Origin of the sequence: Thermococcus sp., assembly GCF_026988555.1 — an archaeon.
Lineage (GTDB): Archaea > Methanobacteriota_B > Thermococci > Thermococcales > Thermococcaceae > Thermococcus.
In genome coordinates this window covers 1-13761 of the sequence record NZ_JALSLB010000057.1, presented here as the reverse complement: position 1 = coordinate 13761, position 13761 = coordinate 1, and the positions used below count along the sequence as shown (strand labels likewise).

The following is a 13761-nucleotide window of genomic DNA, read 5'->3' as shown; positions in this document are numbered from 1 at the left end:
AGGGCATCATCCCTTCAGAACCTCGACTATCTGCTCCGCCACCTGAACGCCGGCCCTCATCTGGGCCTCGACGGTTGAGGCGCCTATATGAGGAGTTAGAACCACGTTGTCGAGCTTGGTGAGCGGGTGATCCTTCGGGAGCGGCTCCTCCTCGTAGACGTCCAGGCCGGCACCGGCAATCCAGCCCTCCCGGAGGGCCTTAACGAGAGCGTTTGTGTCAACAACAGCTCCCCTCGCCGCGTTGATTAGTATCGCCGTGTTCTTCATGAGCTTAAGGCGCTCCTCGTTGATGAGGTGGTAGGTTTGCTCCACTAACGGGACGTGGAGAGTAACCACATCGCTCTCCTCCAGGAGGGTCTCGAGGTCAACAAAGTTCCCTTCAACCTCTTTGGCCCGTTCTTCGTTCGGGTAGGGGTCGTAGAGCAGGACTTTCATGCCAAGGGCTTTGGCTATCTTGGCTATCTGATAGCCTATCCTACCGAAGCCGACTATTCCAAGGGTCTTGCCATCAAGCTCGATCCCCATGCACTGCTTCTTGGCCCAGACACCTTCCCTCATCTTCCGATCAGCGAAGGACACTTTCCTAGCGACGTTGAACATCATCGCCAGAACAAGCTCCGCAACACTCCTGCTTGAGGCGGCGGGACTGTTGACGACCCTTATTTCCCTCTCCTTGGCGGCCTCAAGGTCGATGTTGTCCAGACCGACGCCGGCCCTTCCGATGACCTTAAGGTTAGGGGCGGCCTCGATGACCTTCCTAGTCACCTTGGGCTTACTCCTGACGACAATAGCGTCAACGTCTTCAGCAAGCTCGATGAGCCTCCCCTCATCCGGGTACTCCTCGTAAAGAACCTCAAAACCGGCGTTCTTCAGAACCTCTATCGCCTTCTCGTGCAGAGGTGCCGCAACAAGAACTTTCACCATCTCCATCACCTCATCCCCTTCTTTTTATCGCCATGAGCATGACCTGATCCGAGGCGTCCTCCGCCCTGTCGGCTATATCACCCACCTTGGTGAGCACCTGGTTCCAGATCACCTTAGCGTAGGTCGTAACAGTCTCACTCTCAAAAAGTTTACCCTTGACGTCATACTCAACCGCATCAGCGGCTTCTTCAGCATCCTCCACCGCCTTAGAAAGCTCAAGTGCCTTGTCGACGTCGATGTTGAGTGCGTTCACGGCTTCCATCAGCAACCGGTATGTCTCCACCGTGGAGTTCACGAGACGGAGGATCTCCCCCTTCAGCTCATCGGAAACCTTTGGTTTGGCGAGTATCAGCGTGTGGGCAGCGCTTTCAGCCGCGTCCGCTACCTGATCCACAAGCTCGGATAGACGCACGTAGTCCCCCCGGTTTGCTGGCAGGAAGGCCCCCTCGTAAAGCATCGTCTCTATGCTCCTTCTGAGACCATCGGCCTTACTTTCAAGCGCCCCGACCTCCCTTTCAAAAGCCTTGGCGTTTTCAAGGTCACCGGAGAGGTACGCGTTCATCAGGGCTTTAAACGCGACCAACGACTCCTCCACAACCCGAAGGTGATCGTCGATGGCTTTGAAAACATCGCTCTCCTTTCCACCGAATATTCCCATGATCATCCCCCAGTTTAGATACTCAGAGGACTTTATTTATTTTTTCTCTCTGGCCTTTACGAGAGCCCATAGGAGTTCGTTTCTGGGCGCCTCCAGGCCCAGACCCTTAGCGTACTCCACTATTTTGCCGTTTATGTAGTCTATCTCGGTCGGTCTGCCCCTCCGGAGATCCTGGAGCATTGAGTTGTAGTTATCCCGCGTCCTCCTCAGGGTGTCCCACAGGAGTTCCAGGGGGTGCACGTCAAACTCCACCCCCAGTTGCTGGGCAACCGTACAGCCTTCGCGGGCTATCTCAACGGAGATGCCCTCAAGCCAAGGGTCTTCAAGCAAGGCACCGTTCTTGACCTCGAGGATCGCACCCAGCGGATTTATGACGGAGTTTACTATCGCCTTAACCCACTTCCACCCCACGGCGTTTTCCGTTGCCTCTGCCTCAAGACCCGCCCCCCTGAACGCCGCGACAACCTCCTCGACGAAGGGATGAGCTCCCGTAGGGTAACGCCCAATGATGGTCACCCCCTTTCCAGTCCACCTCACAACCCCCCACTCAACCAGCATCGCCCCGTTGGTCGTGACACCGCCGAGGACGTTCTGCGTAAACTTGAGCGCCAGGTCTTCGTTGCCCAGACCGTTCTGTATGCTGAGAACCCATGTTTCAGACCCGATACTGCTGGATGCACAGTTGAGGGCCTCTTTTGTGGAATACGATTTCGTGGCAAGTATCATGAGGTCTGGGGGCTCGCTTGGAACGTGGAGCTCCGCGCTGGGATAGACGGTGAACTCCTCGTGTCCCACCACCTTAAGGCCCCTCCCCTCAATCGCCTTCACCTGATCCTTTCTTCCGATTAAGGTGACATCATGGCCCGCCCTAGTCAAAAGGGCCCCGAAAAGGGAGCCAATTGAACCCGCACCGAGCACGTAAATCCTCATAACCTCACCTCACGAGCTTTTTTAACGGGACAAACGTATAAAGAGCCAGCAGCATGGAGGCCGCAAAGGGGCAAACGAAAGCGGGATAAAGCACGTAGGTTAAAACCCCAAGCAATCCCGCAATCAAAGGGAGACCCGCCGTACTAAGAACCCGGTTCTTTGTTATCAGGAGAAAAACACCGAACGCACACAGCAGTACGGGTATCCAGTAGACGGCCCCAAGGGTTCCCACTATGGAGGTTCTGAAGTGCACGAACGTTAAGATCGAGGCGGCGGCTATGAACGTGTTCACCACCCTCTCGTTGAGGCTCAACGGCTGGTTCTCCGAGGGGTTGAGAACACCGGCTCCAAAGAAAGGCAGGAAAGCCACGTATTGAAGCAGGGGGATATCCGGCCGCTGGGACGCGAACATCATAAGGGCCGCACCCAGGGAGAACATTGCAAAGAACCTCGTCCTTCTCACCACAACCGCAAGGGAAAGGAACCCAAAGGACAGCGGAGGAAGCTCAATAAGCAGAAACTCCTGTGCGGGTACCCGCTTCCCAAGGATGACCGCACCCTCTGAAGAGAACATCAGCATTATCACGGCCAGCAGGAGGTACAGAAACACTCCCATACCCGGAAGATAAAAGACCCACGCCAAACGGTCCCTCCTCATGAGCCCACCGGAAAGTGATTTAAATCTCCAGCTTAAAGACTTTCCTGTATAGAGGCGATCCTCAGAACAGGTCATAAAAGGGGCACCCACCGGACCTACGAGGGAGAAAAATGCTCGACGTTAGAAGGTTCAGGATCTCAGATGTGGAGTTATGGACAGCGGTCATATTTGAGGAGAAGATCGACGGAATAGTGTTTTCTCTAGACGGGAGGGACTTCCTGGAGAAGAGGATTCACGAGCTGACATCGTTCCTAACCGCCAGGGGGGTTGATGTGGAAGTCCAGCGCGTGGGCACGAATTCGCCGTTCCCCGAGATGGTGGTGGAGACCCTCACGGGGAAGACCGAGAACGCGGCGTTGCTCAAGGAGCTGAGCTTCAACGGAGTTACGCCATTCGAGCGAATGGTTTATGAATTTCTAACAAAAAGGATTAAAAGAGGAAACGTCATAACGTACGGCGAGCTTGCAAAGGCCCTCGGAACATCTCCACGCGCCATCGGAGGCGCAATGAGAAGGAATCCATACCCTCCTGTGGTTCCCTGTCACAGGGTGATTTCCGCAGATGGAATCGGGTACTACACGCCGAAAATCGACTATAAACTGTTCCTGCTTGAGATAGAGGGGGTGAAAAAATGGATAAGCTGAAAGCCTACATACTGGGTTTCCTCGTTGTAATCCTTGGGATAGCCGCGGGGATAGTATGGTACGGGGGCTGGAAACTGCTCCTCCAGGTGGTCCTCGTACTTGGATTCCTTGGGTTTACACTGATCCTGCTGTTCTTCACGGGGTTAACTCTCTACGCAGAAAGCTGGAAATACGGGACAGTCCTGGCCATACTGACCGCGATAAGCGGGTACGCCACGTACCTGAGCTGGGCCTGGCGGGACCTGAGGATCATCGGGGGAATCATCCTGTTCTTCATGGCCCTGTTCGCCTTCGGCATCTGGTACATAAGCGAACCCGACCTCAGCATAGGCGACCGCTTCAAGAGCGCAGGCAGTCTTGAAAAGGCGGGCAAGTACAAGGCGGCCGCCAGAAAATACGAAAAGGGCGGGAACTATCTGAAGGCTGCCGAGATGTACATGAAGCTCGGCTGGATGGAGAGCGCCGCCTGGGCCTACGAGAAGGCCGAGAAGTACGAGAAAGCCGCCGAGATCTATGAGGCCCTCTACGACAAGGAGAAGGACACCTACTACCTGAAGGAGGCCCACGAGTACTGGAAGAAGGCCGGGAACATGGAGCGGGCCGCCAAAGCCCTTGAGCGCTACGCCGAGGAGGAGCCGTGGTTCTGGGAGGACGTGGCGAAGCTCTACGAGGAGCTTGGAAACGAGGAGAAAGCCGGAGAGGCATGGGGAAGGGCGCTTGAATACTACCAGAAGGAAGCACAGGAAGAAGGAGTCTTTTATGAGGACGTTGGAAACATAGCGAGAAAGCTTGGAAAGGAAGAGCTCGCTATGCAGTCATACCAGAAGTTCCTTGAGTACTGCCTGAAAGAGGCGGAGCAAGACCCCATGTGGTGGAAGCACGTTGCTGAGGCCTACGACTACTTGGGCGAGACGGGGAGGGCAGAAGAGGCAAGAAGGAAGTACGAGGAGTACAGGGCGAAGATTATGAAGGCCAACGAAGAGACCTCGAAGTTCCATGGAGAAAAGGGGGAATAATCTGACTAGTACAGCTCCCCCGTGTCTTCAAGCTCCTCCAGTTCCTCCTCGATTTCTCTCTCCTTTTTCTCGGCATAGCGTTCCATCCAGTCAAAGAAGAACAAGACTGTCAGGAAGAGCATGGCTATACCCAGGAAACCGAACAGGATCTGAAAACCCGTGGGGACCGTCCGCGGGATATACAACATGCTCCCACCGAATAGGATTTCGCGGGGCACCTAAACTTTGCCAACCTTTTTAAAATCCGAGTGGAAATCTCCCCAGGTGGTAGCGATGATGGGAATGAACCCGCGGCAGATGAAGAAGCTCATGCGCCAGATGGGCATCAAGATGGAGGAGCTTGAAGGCGTGACTGAGGTAGTTATCAGGATGGAGGGGAAAGAGATAATCCTAAGGGATCCCGTCGTTACTGTCATAACGGCACAGGGGGAGAAGAGCTACCAGATAGTCCCGGGGAGTGAGGAGGTAAAGGCCGTTGTGACCATCCCCGAGGAGGACATAAAACTTGTGATGGAACAGGCCGGCGTTGACTACGAGGCCGCAAAGAAGGCCCTGAAGGAAGCAGACGGCGACCTCGCAGAGGCGATACTGAAACTCACAGAGGAGTAAGTATAACATTCATTTCCTTACCATAATTCTCCCTGCAAGACGCCCAGGATGAGGGTGTACGGCCCAAACGACTATAAACGGAGGGTCCGAAAAAGAAGCGATGAAGGTTATAGGAGTAATCAGGAAATCCCACAGGGAGCATGTCCGGAGGGAAGAATTCGAGGAGCTTCTAAGAAGCGCGGGTTACGAGGTGCTCATTATAGTGGAGCAGAGCCGCAGGGAGAACTCAAAATACAACATCGGACCCGGCAAGCTTAAAGAGCTGAAGGAGCTCGTTGAAACGTACGGACCGGACAGGGTTGTGTTCGCAAACAGGCTCACGCCTGGCCAGGCCTACAACCTATTGAAGGAGCTCAAGGTCGATGTGATGGACAGATGGCAGCTGGTTCTCGAGATATTCGAGAGAAGGGCCCACTCAAAAGAGGCAAAGCTACAGGTGGAGCTGGCCCGCCTTCACTATGAGGTGCCGCTGGTCAAGGAGGCTATAAAAAGAATGAAGCTCGGTGACAGGGCGGGTTTCAAAGGGATGGGGGAGTATCAGACCCAGCAGTACCTTAAACACGTACGGTACAGGATGGGAAGAATAAGGAAGGAACTGGAACGCGTCAAGAAGGACCGGGAGGTAAAGAGAAAGAGACGTGAAGAGGTTGGGTTCATACTCCTCGCCCTCGCGGGCTACACGAACGCGGGGAAGTCCACCCTCTTAAACGCCCTTGCGGGAGAGCAGGTAGAGGCTAAGGAGCAGATGTTCACGACCCTGGACACAACGACAAGGAGGTTCAAGCTCGGCGGAAAGCGAGTTCTGCTCACGGACACCGTTGGGTTCATAGACGGCCTACCCCCTTTCATAGTCGAGGCGTTCCACTCGACGCTGGAGGAGATAACCAAGGCAGATATTGTTCTTCTGACCTTGGACGTGAGCGAGCCTTGGGTGGAGATAATGTGGAAGTTCCGGGCATCGATAAACGTTCTCAGAGAACTAAAGACACTGGACAAGCCCATACTCATAGTGCTCACAAAACGGGATCTAACGGTTGAGGGGGATGTTGAAGACAAGAAAAAGGGGATAAAGGAAGTAGCGGAGGAGACCGCCATCAACGCCATGGCCGTGGTCTCCGTCTCGGCGAAGTTCGGCCAGCTTGAAGAGCTGCATAAGGCGCTTGAAGACGTTGTTCTCACACTGCCAAAATACAGGCTATTTCGGATATACGTGGAAGACCCAGATGTGGTACCCCATGTGGTGGCCCTCCTAAACTCCATAGGGGAGACACTCTACATCTCTTACGGGAGGGAAACGGTCATAGACACGTACGTTCAAACCGGTATGATGAGAGAGCTCACGAAACTTGGGGTCAAAATAGAACCACTAAACAAGCCCCACCACGGCGAAGAGCTTGAACACGACGAAAGAGATGAAGATGGCGGTCAGTGGTGTGGCCACCCACCCGAACAGGATGTCCCTCACAACGGACCTCTCAACCCCCTCACCGACCAGCAGACCAACACCGACGACACCGCCAACGATTGATTGACTGGAGCTAACGGGAAGACCAAGAACGTTCGCGAGACTCACGGAGATGGCGGAGCCAAACTGAGCCGCAAAGGCAGATATGGGTCCCAACGAGGTTATCTTTTTTCCGACCGTGTGCATGACGGCGTAGCTGAACGTCAGGGAGCCGATGGCAAGACTCATGGCCACCATAACCCCGGCAACTTTCGGTTCAAGGAAGCCAGCGCCCACTATAGGGCCGGAGGCGTTGGCAACCTCGTTGGTTCCGAAGTTAAACGCCATGTACGAGCCTCCAAGAACCGCCAGAGCCTTGTAAAGGGCCTCTATCGTGGACGCACTCTTCAGCCGGGAAACCACCCATGAGTAAAATCTGTAAAGGACTATCGCGAGAACGCCGGATAGTATGGGGGACAGGACCCACGCGGAGGCTATCTTGAACATGGTGAACCAGTTTATGGGTGCACCAACGGCGAGGCCCACCCCTATGACCCCACCTACTATGGACTGGGTGGTAGACACCGGCAGGCCCTTAACGGTGGCTATGGTGACCCATATACCAGCGGCCAGCAGCGCTATAACAGCCATCTCCATGGACAGGTAACCGGACGGAACGATGCCTTTGCCGACGGTTTTCATCACCCGGTACCCACGCAGATAAGCCCCCATAATCACGAATATGGCTATGGTAAGGGTGGCCTGCCTGAAGCTCAGGATGCCAGAACCAACGGCGGTACCCATGGCGTTCGCAGAATCGTTTGACCCTATGTTCCAGGCGATGTAGAAAGCCACAGCAACCACCGCTATCGCAAGGCCGTCCATGCCCATCCCCCAAATATATAGTCTATATACCAACACATAGGCCACAAAAGCATTTAAAAATTTTGTCCGCCGGATTAATCCAGCGGCGAGGTGGACGGAACGTAGCGGATATACCTCCGAACCTTTTTCGAGAAATTATGGTTTTTTCTAACCATCAAAGGTCCACCAAGTTCATCTATACCCAAAGGCAGCTGTCTAAAGCCCTCTAACCCCTTACCGAAACTTAAATAAATGCAACGGGTGAATAAGTTTTGACAAATTTAGGAGGCAGGAAATATGATGGAGATTCGTTTTCACGGTAGAGGTGGACAGGGTGCAGTTACTGCCGCCAACATACTAGCTTCAGCCGCGTTCAAAGAGGGCAAATACGTCCAGGCATTCCCGTTCTTCGGTGTTGAAAGACGTGGAGCGCCCGTCACAGCATTCACCAGGATCGACGAGAGGCCGATCAGGATAAAAACCCAGATATACGAGCCGGACATAGTCGTCGTCCTCGACCCAAGCCTTCTCGACACGGTCGACGTCACCGCCGGGCTCAAAGATGGCGGGATCGTCATTATAAACACTGAAAAGAGCAGGGATGAAGTTCTTGAGAAACTCAAGAAGAAACCAGGCAAGCTCGCCCTCGTTGACGCAACAGGAATAGCTCTTGAGGTGCTCGGCCTGCCGATAACCAACACGGCCATCCTCGGTGCAATCGCGAAGGTCACCGGTATCGTCAGTCTTGAGCACGTCCAGACGGCCATAACGGACGTCTTCTCTGGTAACCTTGGCGAGAAGAACGCCAGGGCAGCCGCAGAGGCTTTCGAGAAGACGACGGTTTACGAGCTCTGATTCTATTTCCTTTAATCCTTGGTACAAGCGGGGTGAGAAAATTGAACACACTGTTTGGTGAAAAAAAGGAAGGGGCAGTCAAAATCGTACTTAAGAGCGTGGATGAATACCCAGAGGCCCCGGTAACGCTCGGAACGACCCTGTCCAACTTCACCGGCGACTGGAGAACGTTCATACCAGTGATAGATGAAGAAAAGTGCGTCAAGTGCTACATCTGCTGGAAGTTCTGCCCGGAGCCAGCTATTTACATAAAAGAAGATGGATACGTGGCGGTCGACTACGACTACTGTAAAGGCTGCGGAATCTGCGCGAACGAGTGCCCGACCAAGGCGATAACTATGGAGAAAGAGGAGAAGTGAGGTGTTGGGTATGGATTACAAACCCATCAGAAAGGTTGTGAGCGGCAACTACGCGGCCGCCTACGCCGTCAAGCACGCCCGTACCCAGGTCGTGGCGGCTTACCCGATCACACCCCAGACGAGTATCATTGAAAAGATAGCCGAATTCCTCGCCAGTGGGGAGATAGAGGGACTGGAATACGTCCCCGTTGAAAGCGAGCACTCCGCCATGGCGGCAAGCATTGGAGCCGCCGCAACGGGTGCAAGGGCATTCACGGCGACCTCGGCCCAGGGTCTCGCCCTCATGCACGAGATGCTTCACTGGGCCGCCGGTGCGAGGCTCCCAGTAGTCATGGTAGACGTCAACAGGGCAATGGCCCCACCGTGGAGCGTCTGGGACGACCAGACCGACAGCCTTGCCCAGAGGGACACCGGCTGGATGCAGTTCTACGCCGAGAATAACCAGGAGGTCTACGATGGGGTTTTGATGGCGTTCAAGGTGGCGGAGACCGTCAACGTGCCCGCAATGGTCATTGAGAGTGCGTTTATACTTAGCCACACCTACGACGTCGTTGAGATGATCCCGCAGGAGCTCGTCGATGAGTTCCTTCCGCCTAGGAAGCCGCTCTACACCCTCACCGACTTCGAGAACCCTAAGGCCATCGGCGCCCTTGCGACTCCGAACGACTACTACGAGTTCCGCTACAAGCTTGCAAAGGCCCACGAGAAGGCTAAGAAGGTTATTAAGGAGGTTGGAAAGGAATTCGGCGAGAAGTTCGGCAGGGACTACAGTCGGATGATCGAGCTCTACAGGACGGAAGATGCAGACTTCGTCTTCATGGGAATGGGCTCCCTTATGGGAACCGTCAAACAGGCCGTTGATGTACTGCGGGAGGAGGGCTACAAGGTCGGCGCCGCCAAGGTCCGCTGGTTCAGGCCGTTCCCGACAGAAGAGGTCTATGAACTCGCCAAACACGTTGAGGGCATAGCCGTTCTCGACAGGAACTACTCGTTCGGTATGGAGGGAATCCTCTTCACCGAAGCGAAGGGAGCGCTCTACAACACCGACGCAAAGCCGATAATAAAGAACTACATCGTCGGACTCGGAGGTAGGGACTTCACCGTCAGCGATGTCAGGAAGATAGCCGAGAACATGAGGGCCATAATCAAGAAGGGCGAGCTGGATGTAGAGGTGGACTGGTACCACCTTAAGAGGTGAGAAAGATGGAGATTCCAGAGGATATTAAGAAGAAGCTGACGCTCCCGGCGGAGGAGTACTTCTATTCGGGACACACCGCCTGCCAGGGTTGTGGGGCTTCCCTCGGACTCAGGTACGTTCTAAAGGCGTACGGGAAGAAGACTATATTCACAATCCCGGCCTGCTGTTCAACCATCATAGCCGGTCCCTGGCCTTACAGCACCCTCGACGCGCCGCTGTTCCACACCGCGTTTGAGACAACCGGTGCCGTCATGGGGGGGATAGAAGCCGCCCTGAAAGCCCAGGGATACAAGGTAAAGGGCGAGGATGGGATAATGGTCGTCGGTTGGGCCGGAGACGGCGGTACCGCCGACATTGGACTCCAAGCGCTCTCAGGTTTCCTCGAGAGGGGCCATGATGCTGTCTACATTATGTACGACAACGAGGCCTACATGAACACCGGAATCCAGCGCTCAAGCTCCACCCCCTACGGAGCGTGGACAACCAACACCCCCGGAGGAAAGAAGCACTTCCTCGAAAAGAGGCAGAAGAAAAAAGTTATCGACATCGTCATAGCCCACAACCCACCCTACGCGGCAACCGCGAGCATAGCCTACCCTGAGGACTTCATGAGAAAGCTCAAGACAGCCCAGAAGACGCCCGGTCCAAGTTTCATCCAGCTCTTCAGTCCGTGCCCAACAGGCTGGCGCTCACCGACCGACAAGAGCATTGAACTTGCGAGACTAGCCGTCCAGACCGCGTACTTCCCGCTCTTCGAGTACAAGGACGGCAGGTACAGGATCAACATGCCGAGCACGAAGAGAGAGCCCAAACGGATAGAGGAATTCCTTAAGCTCCAGGGCAGGTTCAAGTACATGACCAAAGAGGACATTGAAGTTCTCCAGAGGTGGGTCAACTACGAGTGGGAGAGACTTAAGAAGCTCGCCGAGGTCTTCGGCTGAGCTCTCCCTTTATCCACAAGGTTTAAGTTGTAAGTGAAGAATTCACCCGAGGTGATAAGCATGGCCGAAAGTCCGTTTAAGGCCGATATTGAGAGAGTTGAGAAAGAGTACAGTGAAAAGATGACCGTTGGAGCCACGGCAACAATTCCAGGGAGCAGTGTGATAAACAAGACCGGTTCCTGGCGTGTTTTTATACCAGAGTTCAACCGGGACAAGTGCACCCGTTGCTTCCTCTGCTACATATACTGCCCGGAGCCGGCTATATACCTCGATGAGGAGAGCTATCCAGTTTTCGACTACGACTACTGTAAGGGCTGCGGAATCTGCGCGAACGAGTGCCCTGTTGATGCCATAACCATGGTGAGGGAGACCAAGTGAGGTGGTGAAGATGCCGATAAGAACCGTTATGAAGGCCAACGAAGCCGCCGCCTGGGCGGCCAAACTTGCCAAGCCGAAGGTCATAGCGGCTTTCCCGATTACACCGTCGACACTCGTCCCGGAAAAGATCAGTGAGTTCGTCGCGAACGGGGAACTCGATGCCGAGTTCATCAAGGTTGAGAGCGAGCACTCTGCCATCTCAGCGTGTGTCGGTGCCAGCGCAGCGGGCGTCAGGGTCTTCACCGCAACCGCCTCCCAGGGTCTGGCTTTGATGCACGAGGTTCTCTTCATTGCCGCGGGAATGAGACTGCCGATAGTAATGGCAATAGGAAACCGCTCCCTGAGTGCCCCCATTAACATCTGGAACGACTGGCAGGATAGCATCAGCGAGCGCGACACTGGCTGGCTTCAGTTCTACGCCGAGAACAACCAGGAGGCCCTCGATTTAATACTCATAGCCTTCAAGGTCGCCGAGGACGAGAGGGTTCTCCTCCCGGCAATGGTTGGATTCGACGCTTTCATCCTGACCCACACAGTCGAGCCAGTCGAGATTCCTGACCAGGAGGTTGTTGACGAGTTCCTCGGTGAGTACGTTCCGAAGCACGCCTACCTTGACCCGACGAGGCCGATAACCCAGGGTGCCCTTGGATTCCCTGCCCATTACATGGAGGCTAGATACACCGTCTGGGAGGCAAACGAAAACGCCAAGAAGGTCATTGACGAGGTCTTCGCCGAGTTTGAGAGGAAGTTCGGAAGGAAGTACCAGAAGGTAGAGGAGTACAGGACCGACGACGCCGAGGTAATCTTCGTTACCATGGGTTCACTCGCCGGAACCGTCAAGGAGTACGTCGACCACCTCCGCGAGAAGGGGGTTAAGGCCGGTGCGGCGAAGCTCACCGTTTACAGGCCGTTTCCGACCGAGGAGGTCAGAAAACTGGCGAAGAAGGCCAAGGTTCTGGCCATCCTTGAGAAGAACATCACCTTCAGCGTCGGCGGGGCCCTCTTCCAGGACTTCAGCAGGGCACTCGTGAACGAGAGCGAGAAGCCGATAATCCTGGACTTCATCCTCGGTCTCGGAGGAAGAGACGTCACGTTCGGGAACCTCGACGAGGTCACAGGGATATGCCAGAAAGCCCTTGCGGGCGGGAAAGTTGATGAGGTCAGCTGGATAGGCCTCAGAAAGGAGATCCTGGAGTGAGGTGAGGAAAAATGGCCGTTAGAAAACCCCCAATTACTACTCGCGAGTACTGGGCACCCGGACACGCCGCCTGTGCCGGCTGTGGCTGTGCCACCGCTCTTAAGCTCGCCACCAAGGCCTTCAGCGAGGCCATGGAGGAGAGGTACGGCGATCCTAACGCCTTCGCGATAGCCCAGGCCACCGGATGTATGGAGGTCGTTAGTGCCGTCTTCCCGTACACCGCCTGGAAGGCCCCGTGGCTCCACGTTGCCTTCGAGAACGCGGCCGCGGCTGCCAGCGGTGTCGAGGCCGCCTGGAAGAAGCTCGGAAGGAAGGGCAAGATACTCGCCATAGGCGGTGACGGCGGTACCGCCGACATCGGTATGCAGGCGTTAAGCGGTATGCTCGAGCGCTGGCACAACGTCGTTTACCTGATGTACGACAACGAGGCCTATATGAACACCGGAATCCAGAGGTCGAGCTCAACCCCCTACGGTGCCTGGACCACCACCAGCCCGCCTGGAAAATACTCAATCGGTGAGGACAAGCCCAAGAAATGGGTGGCTTTAATCGCTGCGGCCCACCAGATACCCTACGTGGCAACGGCGAGCATAGGCAACCCCTTCGACTTCGTCAGGAAGATGAAGAAGGCCGCCAAGGTCGACGGTCCGGCTTTTGTCCAGGTCCACTGCACCTGCCCCACCGGCTGGAAGAGCCCGCTCGAGAAGGGTGTTGAGATAGCTCGCCTTGCCATCGAGACCGGTGTCTGGCCGCTCTTCGAGATCGAGAACGGTGACTTCCACAACATCAAGATACAGTCTCCCGGTGGAGGGGCGAAGGTCAAGCGCGAGGGAGGAAGGGTGGTTGCCATAGAGTTCAAGAAGCCCATTGAAGAGTACCTTAAGTTGCAGGGCAGGTTCAAGCACCTCTTCAAGAGGCCAGAAGCTATTGACCAGCTCCGCGAGCAGATAAAGGCAATGTGGAAGGTTCTCGGCGTTGAGGTCACACTCCCGAAGCCGGAGGAGTGAACTCCTTTTCTTTCCACTTTGAGGTTTTAGTGTCCAGTTCACGGCATCTTTGAAGGCCAGCGCGATGATCCAACGCGG

16 protein-coding genes and 1 pseudogene are annotated in these 13761 nt (G+C 55.1%); 11 read left to right on the top strand and 6 right to left on the bottom strand.

What is annotated here, in order from left to right:
* Positions 1-6: 6 nt before the first annotated feature.
* Genes MVK60_RS09085 through MVK60_RS09070 form a run of 4 tightly spaced genes read right to left on the bottom strand, consistent with a single transcriptional unit; the run spans position 7 to position 3170 of the window.
* Positions 7-921 carry a hydroxyacid dehydrogenase gene (locus MVK60_RS09085; RefSeq protein ID WP_297438674.1) on the bottom strand — a complete coding sequence of 305 codons (915 nt, stop codon included), beginning with the start codon at positions 919-921 and terminating at the stop codon, positions 7-9.
* 13 nt (positions 922-934) lie between these two features.
* Positions 935-1582, bottom strand: a complete 648-nt coding sequence (locus MVK60_RS09080) for a TIGR00153 family protein (RefSeq protein ID WP_297438671.1) — start codon at positions 1580-1582, stop codon at positions 935-937.
* 36 nt (positions 1583-1618) lie between these two features.
* Positions 1619-2512: a 2-dehydropantoate 2-reductase gene (locus tag MVK60_RS09075; protein ID WP_297438629.1), complete on the bottom strand. Its 894-nt coding sequence runs from the start codon at positions 2510-2512 to the stop codon at positions 1619-1621.
* A 4-nt stretch (positions 2513-2516) separates the two neighbouring features.
* On the bottom strand, positions 2517-3170 hold the full coding sequence (locus MVK60_RS09070; protein WP_297438627.1) for a hypothetical protein: 654 nt from the start codon (positions 3168-3170) through the stop codon (positions 2517-2519).
* Between the two features lie 110 nt (positions 3171-3280).
* On the opposite strand from MVK60_RS09070, the gene otg reads away from it, so the two are divergent.
* On the top strand, positions 3281-3814 hold the full coding sequence (otg, locus tag MVK60_RS09065) for a methylated-DNA--protein-cysteine methyltransferase (RefSeq protein WP_297438625.1): 534 nt from the start codon (positions 3281-3283) through the stop codon (positions 3812-3814).
* Positions 3802-4830, top strand: coding sequence for a GlcNAc transferase (locus MVK60_RS09060; protein ID WP_297438623.1), 1029 nt, complete (start codon positions 3802-3804; stop codon positions 4828-4830). The genes otg and MVK60_RS09060 overlap by 13 nt, the downstream gene beginning before the upstream one ends.
* A gap of 5 nt (positions 4831-4835) precedes the next feature.
* Here MVK60_RS09060 and MVK60_RS09055 read toward each other — a convergent pair whose 3' ends face one another.
* On the bottom strand, positions 4836-5018 hold the full coding sequence (locus tag MVK60_RS09055) for a hypothetical protein (protein ID WP_297438621.1): 183 nt from the start codon (positions 5016-5018) through the stop codon (positions 4836-4838).
* An 85-nt stretch (positions 5019-5103) separates the two neighbouring features.
* Between MVK60_RS09055 and MVK60_RS09050 the strand changes: the two genes are divergently transcribed.
* Together MVK60_RS09050 and hflX are read left to right on the top strand one after the other, a co-directional pair.
* Positions 5104-5439 (top strand): nascent polypeptide-associated complex protein, encoded by a 336-nt coding sequence (locus MVK60_RS09050; RefSeq protein ID WP_297438669.1) that lies wholly within the window; start codon positions 5104-5106, stop codon positions 5437-5439.
* Between the two features lie 100 nt (positions 5440-5539).
* A pseudogene (gene hflX, locus MVK60_RS09045) lies at positions 5540-6820 on the top strand (GTPase HflX); the annotation flags it as partial.
* On the opposite strand, the gene MVK60_RS09040 reads toward hflX, so the two are convergent.
* Positions 6806-7768 carry an inorganic phosphate transporter gene (locus MVK60_RS09040; protein ID WP_297438668.1) on the bottom strand — a complete coding sequence of 321 codons (963 nt, stop codon included), beginning with the start codon at positions 7766-7768 and terminating at the stop codon, positions 6806-6808. The pseudogene hflX and the gene MVK60_RS09040 sit on opposite strands and share 15 nt — an antisense overlap.
* Positions 7769-8044: 276 nt before the next feature.
* On the opposite strand from MVK60_RS09040, the gene MVK60_RS09035 reads away from it, so the two are divergent.
* The 7 genes from MVK60_RS09035 to porB are packed head-to-tail and all read left to right on the top strand — an operon-like array spanning position 8045 to position 13683.
* Complete coding sequence (locus MVK60_RS09035; protein ID WP_297438619.1) at positions 8045-8602, top strand: pyruvate/ketoisovalerate ferredoxin oxidoreductase subunit gamma; 558 nt, start codon at positions 8045-8047, stop codon at positions 8600-8602.
* A gap of 41 nt (positions 8603-8643) precedes the next feature.
* Positions 8644-8961: a 3-methyl-2-oxobutanoate dehydrogenase subunit delta gene (locus MVK60_RS09030; protein WP_297438617.1), complete on the top strand. Its 318-nt coding sequence runs from the start codon at positions 8644-8646 to the stop codon at positions 8959-8961.
* A gap of 10 nt (positions 8962-8971) precedes the next feature.
* Entirely contained in the window at positions 8972-10159 is a 1188-nt protein-coding gene (gene porA, locus MVK60_RS09025; protein WP_297438615.1) for a pyruvate ferredoxin oxidoreductase, read from the top strand.
* 5 nt (positions 10160-10164) lie between these two features.
* Complete coding sequence (locus MVK60_RS09020; protein WP_297438613.1) at positions 10165-11100, top strand: 3-methyl-2-oxobutanoate dehydrogenase subunit beta; 936 nt, start codon at positions 10165-10167, stop codon at positions 11098-11100.
* A gap of 60 nt (positions 11101-11160) precedes the next feature.
* Entirely contained in the window at positions 11161-11478 is a 318-nt protein-coding gene (porD, locus tag MVK60_RS09015) for a pyruvate synthase subunit PorD (protein ID WP_297438611.1), read from the top strand.
* Between the two features lie 10 nt (positions 11479-11488).
* Entirely contained in the window at positions 11489-12676 is a 1188-nt protein-coding gene (gene porA, locus MVK60_RS09010; protein ID WP_297438666.1) for a pyruvate synthase subunit PorA, read from the top strand.
* 11 nt (positions 12677-12687) lie between these two features.
* Positions 12688-13683 (top strand): pyruvate synthase subunit PorB, encoded by a 996-nt coding sequence (porB, locus tag MVK60_RS09005; RefSeq protein WP_297438609.1) that lies wholly within the window; start codon positions 12688-12690, stop codon positions 13681-13683.
* Positions 13684-13761 lie beyond the last annotated feature (78 nt).